The sequence below is a fragment of the Streptomyces bohaiensis genome, from assembly GCF_012033785.1.
In the GTDB taxonomy this organism is placed as follows: domain Bacteria; phylum Actinomycetota; class Actinomycetes; order Streptomycetales; family Streptomycetaceae; genus Streptomyces; species Streptomyces bohaiensis.
In genome coordinates this window covers 1-7,087 of record NZ_JAAVJC010000240.1, presented here as the reverse complement: position 1 = coordinate 7,087, position 7,087 = coordinate 1, and the positions used below count along the sequence as shown (strand labels likewise).

Here is a 7,087-nt window from a genome sequence, read left to right as displayed (position 1 = left end):
GTCCGGGGGTCCCATCCGTTGGGGCGGGCCCCCGGCATCGCCGGGTGGGGCGCGCGGCGGCTGCCGCTCCCCTCGCCGGGGACCGCAGGTCCGGCCGCGGGGGCGCCGGGCACGGGGGCGTCGGCCGCGGGGGCACCGGGCACGGGGCGGCCGAGAGCGGCCAGCCGGTCGCGGACCATCTCGGACAGCTCGCCCTGCTCCTCGGCGCTGAGGGTCCCCAACATCCCGGCCATCTCGTCCTGCCAGGTGGTCTCGCCCTGGAGGAGGTCGGCATGGGCGACCGACCAGTCGAGGACCTCGCGCACCTGTTCAGGGTGTCTGACCAGCCAGAGCGCGGCCAGGGACGCCGGGCCGTCGCGGACCGCCCGCAGGCAGAAGGCGTACGCCTCCCTGTCGATCTCCGCCCAGGACGCCGGCGGGCCGGTGTCGTCACCGGCTCCCAGGCGGACCTCGCGCTCCTCGTCCCGCTCGCGCACCTCCACGGCGTGGTAGGTCAGGCCGGTGTCGTGGAGCTCCCGGGGGTCCGAGAGCTGGCTGAGCAGCTCCGCCGGGCTGACGTGTCCGCCCGCCGTGCGGTAGCGCTCGAAGACCTCGCGGACCGCAGCGGCCGCCTGGCCGCGGACGACGGACCAGCCGTCGGTGGTCCGCGACCGGACGACCTCCACGGGGTCCCGCACCCACCAGCGGATGTGGACCTCGTGGGACTCCCGCCGGCGTGCTCCCGGCAGGCTGATGGGCAACGTGCCGGCCGTCTCGTCCAACCGCACGTAGAAGGCCGCGTCGTAGCGGAACCGGCCGGGCGACGCGTACGAGTAGTCGTCCTCACCGTCGATGCCGATCTCCGGCCGCGGCTTGGTGGTGGCGGACGGCGAGCGGCTGCCGCCGGCCAGGTGGTACCGGCCGTCGCGGTCCCGCAGGACCAGGGCGCGGTCGCGGCGGCTCGCCCAGCGCTGCGCGACGCGCTCCCGCCAGGGGGAGCGGGCGGCGAGGGTGAAGAGCGGTGCGCTCGTCGTCTCAGCTTCGGGGATCATGCTCGCCTCCGGGGGCTGCTGGTCGGCGGGGAGTGGCGGGTTCGGCGGTGCGCCAGCGCTGCAAGGCCCGGTGGGCGATGCGGCGGGCGCTCGGGTCGGCGGTGTCGTCGCGGTCGATGCGGCGGAACAGTCGCAGCACCCCGCGGTCGAGCCGGTGGGAGAAGGCGGTCAGCAGCGTCGTGACGGCGGTGTTCACGTGCTGGTCACGCGTCGCGGCGCGGCACCACCGCAGCAGGTGGTCCGCCGTGGCGTCGAACGTCCGGTCCTCCGCGAGCGCGAGGTGCACCAGGTCGATCACCGCGTCGCGGAAGTCGCCGCCGGTCCGGAGCTGGTGGCAGAACCAGGAGTGCCGGACCAGCAGGACGGGGAGCAGGTCGGCGGCCTTGGCGCGGGCGCGACCCCCCTCGGTGTGCCACTCCGTCAGGTTGGTGATGACGATCTCCTCCGCACCGCCCGCGAAGATCGTGTCCAGGGACCAGACCACGGCAGCGGCGACCGGGCGCTCGTCGCCCTCCCTCCCCCGGTAGCAGGTGCCGAGCAACCTGACGGCCAGGTCGGGGCGGTGCGCTCCGAACGAGGTGCCGCAGGTGAGCGCCGCGGTGGTGCGGAGCCGCCAGCCGCCTCCCCAGCTCCAGTGGCGCAGGAAGTGCGTGATCTCGCTGCGGCGCAGCGGACTCTCGGCTGCCGTGGCGAGGGCGTAGGCGGCGATGCGGCGATGCCCGTCCCGGTCGGACCTGGCCAGTTCCCGGACGTGTTCGAGCGCGTGTCGGCCGCTCCCCCAAATGACGGCTCGTCCCATGACGTTGCCGACGGGAACGGTGAGGTCGGACCCCTCCGGCACGTCGCTCAGCCAGGTGGTGAGCAGCGGGGCGATCCCGCTGTACTGCCGCCACAGGTGGCGCAGCAGCGCGGCGCCCTGCCCGGTGCGGACGAACCGGACGGGTTCGACGGTGTAACCGTAGCCGGGCGCCTGGCGGATCTCCGGCTCGCCGCAGTGTGCCCCGGTCAGCCGCAGCAGGTCGTCGAGCGACCGGCGGAGCACGAACGCCGGGTTGGCCTCGGGTTCCGTCGACTGCCTGCCCTCCGCGGGCGGCTCCGCCCACGGGTGCAGGACGTGGTGCAGCCGGTCGCCGGCGACGAGGAGCAGCCGGTCCGCCTCCTCCCGGATCACGCGGTGGTCCTCGCCCTCGAAGACGCAGGCGGAGAGCAGGAAGGCCAGGGCGTCGGGCTGCTCCCGCACGGCCGCGAGCAGTTCGGGTACCTCGTCGTGCGCGAGGAAGCTGAGCCGGTCGAGCACCTCGTCCGGGTCGGGGCCGTCCTCGCCGGCGTTCACGAGCACGCCCACCAGCTCGGTCACGTCCACCGGCGTGAGGTCGGCGTCGAGCAGCTCCTCCACCAGCGTCGGGCCCGCACGCTCCACCAGGTGGCGGCGCTCGGCCTCGTCGGGGATCTCCGCGGCAAGGACCGAGGTGAACACCTCGCGTGTCGGGGGTGGTTGGCATCGGATCGGCTTCACGTCGAGCTGCCGGGTGAACGGGCGCACCAGGTGCGGCTGGTCCGGCAGGACGACGACCATGCGGGCGTCGGCCTCCGCCAGGCGCCGCCGCAAGGTGGCCAGCGTGCTGCGGCCGAGGCACTGGTCCGGTGTCATCCGTCTCGGGGTCAGGCCGGGCACGAGGTACCCGTGGGCCTTGTCGATCGGGCGCCAGGAGGCGAGGTCGGTGTCCCCGTCGAGCACGCGGAGGTCGAAGCTGGGTCCGCGGTGGTCGTGCAGCAGGTTCAAGGCGGCGGTGCGGCGGCCGCTGCCCTGTCGTCCGACGAGGAACAGGACGCGGTCGTCCAGGGCGCGCAGTGCGGAGGCGAACCAGGCCGGCCGGGTGAAGCCGTGGAGCGCCTCGCTGATCTCCCGGGCGGTGACGGGCTCCGCGTACGTCTCGGGGAGGCTGCCCGGCGTCGACGTGGCGGAGTCGTTGACCACGCGCTGGTCGCCGTGGAGGGCACCGGTGTTGATGTTGCCGCCGGGGGCGTGGATGAACACGCCTCCGGCGCCGGTCGGTGGGCGGCCGGCCAGGGCGTCCTCCGGGAACTCCTCCGTGACCGGTTCGGTGGCGGGCCGCTCGCGGTCGTCCCCGGCGGGCGGGTCGTGGTCGTCCCTGCCGGACCGTGCCGGACCGGCCGCCCGCCCGTCCCCGTCGTCCGCCGGGCCCTCGGGGTGAGCGGCGAGCACCGTACCGCCGCCGCGGTCGCCGTCGGGGTGGTCCGTCGCGGTCATCGGTCGGCCTCGCGGGGGCCGCCGCGGGGGGTGTCGCCCTGGTCGCCGCGGACGGTCTCCGCGCGGTTGCCGCCGTGGCGGTCACCGCGCACGTGGTCGCCGGCGATGTCGCCGACGTGGCCGCCGTGGGAGGCGTCGTTGTTGGTGACGCTCTGACCGCCGTGGACCGTGCCGGTGTTGAGGTTCCCCCGGTCGGCGCGGTTGTGGACGGTGGTGCGGTGGGTCGGTCCCTGGCCCCGCGGACGCGGCGGTGCGGCGTCGCCGGCCGGGGCGGTCGGTGCGCCGTGGTCCCGCATCACGCGCTCGCCGAGGATGCGCCGGTCGAAGAGGCTGCCCGACGGGGTCGGGACGTAGAGGTGGGCGCGCTGGTCGAACTGCTTGCCCTCGACGGTGGCCGGCACCTCGATGAAGTGCTCCGGATGCCGTCCCGTGTATCCGGAGGCGACCGCGTCCTGGTAGCACCGGTCGGACAGGATGGCGGCGACGTAGGTGACGTTCTCGTCGGAGGCGGCGAGCATCCCCTTCACCGGGCGGGAGTCCAGCAGCCGGTGGGTGTCGTTGCGCGCCGTGCCGTTGCCCGCGAAGTCGCCGCCGGAGTCGGGGAGCGGCCCGACGTGCAGGCTGACGCGGAGCCGGATGCGGACCGCCCCGGCGGCGTGGACGGCGAACTCGGCCAGGACGTCCTGGAGCGTCGGCAGCCAGGGGTGGACGACGAACGGCAGCCAGGCGGGGTCGAACCCGAGGACGTAGCCGTCACCGGTGGAGGTCGGGAACCGGCGCGACTCCCAGACCTCGGAGAGGCCGCACCGGTCGAACGCCCGCTCCAGCAGCTGGGGGACGGATCGACTGATGTACTCGTGCTGGACGGCGGGGTGGCCGGTGAAGTCCTTCGCGTCGACCGCGAGGATGCCCCGGTAGGGCGGCAGGTGGCGGCTGGCGCTGTGGGGTCGCGGTTCGGCGACGGGGCGCGGTGAGGCGGGCACGGCTGCTCCTGAGCTGTTCGGTGCGGAAGGTGAACAGAGATCCTGCTTCGGCGCGGCGTCGGTGTGTGCTCGCTCGGTGCCGACGGCGCGTGAGGGCGGTCACACGCCCCGCTGCCCGCCGGTCCACGCGGGAGCGGCGGCGGTGCGCAGCGCCTGGAGGTCGCCGATGTGGACCCGCCCGCGCCCCGTCCGTACCCGCGCGGGTCCCAGTTCCGCCAAGGCCGTGGTGACGGTGTTGCGGGAGACGCCGAGGTACTGCGCCAGCTCGTTCCTGGTGAGCGCCAGATCGCGGGGGCCGGCCCCGCCGGCGGGCTGCTCCCCGTCCATCTCGGCGAGTTGCACCAGCGCGGCGGCGAGTCGGGGGGTGACGTCGCCCCCGCCTCGTGCGGTGTCGGACTCCCGGAGGCGGCCGAGAGCGTAGCGGATGAGCAGCGGGGAGAGCTCCTCCTCGTCCGCGAGGCGGAGGAACGCGGCGCGGTCGATGACCGAGACGGCGCACGGCGTGATGGCGAGCACGCCGGCGGAGCGCCCGCCGCCGTCCAGCACGGCGACCTCGCCCAGCAGTTCGCCCGGGCCGCGGAACGCCAGCAGGGTGAGACCGCCGCCCTGCTCCCGCAGCAGCACCTTGGCGACCCCGCTGCGTAACGCGAGGACGTGGGTCCCCGGCTCGTGCTGCCGCAGCAGGGTGGCCCCGGCGGAATGGGTCCGGGGGTGCGCGGTGTCGATCAGTCGTTGCCAGCGCTCCTCGCCCATGAGGTGGCGCATGGTGGGTACGGCGGTGTGCCGATGTGTTCCGGGGCTGCCGGGGCTGCCAGTCATGCCGTGGACTGTAGGCGACGAGTCCGACACCGAACGTGTGCGGGGCACCTCCGAATTCACTCGCGGGGGTGATGGTGCAGGGGTGGGCGCCACGACTAACGTCACTCTCAGTGACGAACACAGATCTGTCGGGGGAGCGCGATGTCAGGGTACGGACGCACGAACGAGGCGTGGGAGTCGATGGTCTCCAGCGGGCGCGAGTTCCTGCCGGAGCGGACCCGGCCGGTGCGCCCGACGTCGTCCACGGAGCCGGGCGCGGTGGTGGCGGCACGCACCGGCTGCCGTCCCTTCGACGTCCAGCACCCGCCGCTCGTGCTCCCCGCGCCGGTGCACCGCCTCTCCGCCAACACCGCGGGAGCCGGCTTCTTCCAGCTCGCCGCGGCGCAGGGGCTCATAGCGCCGCGGGCCGCGCGGAGGAGAAGGAAGCCCTCCGGGTGGGCCGGCTCACCACGCTCCGTCGCCGTCACGGCGGCTGACCGGGCCGCCCGGGCGGGGGCGCGCCGGGCGGACCGCGTCGGCCGGGCGGGCGGACCGGGCGGGTGGCGCGTCGACGTCGGGGCGGTGGGGCCCCGTCAGTCGACGGGGTGGTCGAGGTGGGCGCCGGTGAGGTCGTGGGCCAGCCCTTCCCGCCAGGAGGAGTGGCGGGGGCGCCAGCCGAGGGTGGTGGCCGCGCGGGTGTTGTCGGCGCCGCGGAGCCGGGTCTGGAACTGGACGCCCCAGCTCCCGACCAGCATGCGGGCGAGCGCGGCGGGCAGTCGGAACGGCGGGCGCGCCTCGACCAGTTCGGCCAGGTAGGGCAGCCAGTCGGAGACCCGTGCCGGGTCGTCGTCGACGACGTTGACGATGCCGGCGGCGGCGGGCCGGTCGAGGGCGGCGAGGATCGCGGTGGCCGCGTCGTGGGTGTGGAGGAAGGAGAACGTGGCGGTGCCGCCGCCGATCACCGGCATGCGACGCCTGCGGACGGCACGGGTGATGCTGCCCCCGGCGCCGAAGGCGGTGCCGGGGCCGTAGAGGTGGCCGAACCGCATGACCAGGCCGTTGGCCGCGACGACCTGCTCCTCCAGCCCGCGAATGGCGGCGAGCGCCGGGGCGAACTGGGGCGCCGGCGACCGCCACAACGGATCGTCCTCGACGGCGGGCCGCAGTCCCGCGTCGGGGTCGTACGCGAAGGCGACGCTCTGGGCGATGGTATGGCGGACACCGTGGCGGCGGGCGGCGGCCAACAGGTGGGCGGTGCCCTCGGTGCGGAGCCGGTCGGTGGCCTCGAACTGGCTCGCCATGCGACGCGGGTTGATGGCCGCCGGGATGGCGGTCAGCATGTTGACGATGACGTCGGGTTCGGCCGCCCCCACCGCCGCGTCGACCGCCTGCGCGTCGAGTGCGTCGGCGATGACGACCCGGGCACCGGTCCGCTCCGCCTCGGTGGCGCGCCGTGCGGTGCGGGCGAGCGCGATCCCCTGCAGGCCGTGGGTGGCCAGCAGCGGCATCAGCTGGCGGCCGATGACACCGGTCGCGCCGGCGACGAGTACGCGCATGATGGTGGGCCTCCTGCGGGAGTGACGGCGGGCAGCGCGCGGCGGGTCCACGAAAGGCGTCCGGTGCGGCTCGTCCCGGGCGGGCCGAGTCGTCCGAGCGGTGCCCTGGTGGGCCGTTCTGTCAGGATGCCCGGCACGCCGGTATCCGGCTACCGGGCAGGGGGTGTACGGGAACCTACCGGGCGGGGCGGGCGACCCCGACGTCGGGCCGCGCCTGCGGGGGCCGCGGGCGGTGCAGCGGGGCGTGCCCGCCAGGGACGGTGCGGTGCCGGCGGCGCCGCCGGGGCACGGTGCGTGTGCGGTAGCCGCGCGGGGGCCGGGCGCAGGGACCCCGGGCGCCGGTTCCTCCGGCCGGGACCCGCACGGGGGCTCACCAAGACCTTCACCTTCGAACCGGCCGACGGGCGGTTCACCGGGAACGGCGCGTTCTTCTACCGGATCACGGAC

The 7,087-nt window shown here is 75.3% G+C and carries 6 protein-coding genes; all 6 read right to left on the bottom strand.

The features are described from left to right. A partial coding sequence (locus HCN52_RS19755; protein ID WP_168089796.1) for a hypothetical protein occupies window positions 1-1,031 on the bottom strand: 1,031 nt, incomplete at its 3' end. Beyond that, window positions 1,015-3,303 (bottom strand): hypothetical protein, encoded by a 2,289-nt coding sequence (locus tag HCN52_RS19750; protein WP_168089795.1) that lies wholly within the window; start codon window positions 3,301-3,303, stop codon window positions 1,015-1,017. The genes HCN52_RS19750 and HCN52_RS19755, both read right to left, overlap by 17 nt. Further along, window positions 3,300-4,286 carry a hypothetical protein gene (locus HCN52_RS19745; RefSeq protein WP_168089794.1) on the bottom strand — a complete coding sequence of 329 codons (987 nt, stop codon included), beginning with the start codon at window positions 4,284-4,286 and terminating at the stop codon, window positions 3,300-3,302. The genes HCN52_RS19750 and HCN52_RS19745 overlap by 4 nt, the downstream gene beginning before the upstream one ends. A 99-nt stretch (window positions 4,287-4,385) precedes the next feature. Beyond that, window positions 4,386-5,105, bottom strand: a complete 720-nt coding sequence (locus tag HCN52_RS19740; RefSeq protein WP_245175301.1) for a Crp/Fnr family transcriptional regulator — start codon at window positions 5,103-5,105, stop codon at window positions 4,386-4,388. A 107-nt stretch (window positions 5,106-5,212) separates the two neighbouring features. Continuing rightward, window positions 5,213-5,380, bottom strand: coding sequence for a hypothetical protein (locus tag HCN52_RS19735; protein ID WP_168089793.1), 168 nt, complete (start codon window positions 5,378-5,380; stop codon window positions 5,213-5,215). Between the two features lie 297 nt (window positions 5,381-5,677). After that, complete coding sequence (locus tag HCN52_RS19730) at window positions 5,678-6,640, bottom strand: NAD-dependent epimerase/dehydratase family protein (RefSeq protein ID WP_168089792.1); 963 nt, start codon at window positions 6,638-6,640, stop codon at window positions 5,678-5,680. Window positions 6,641-7,087: the final 447 nt, after the last annotated feature.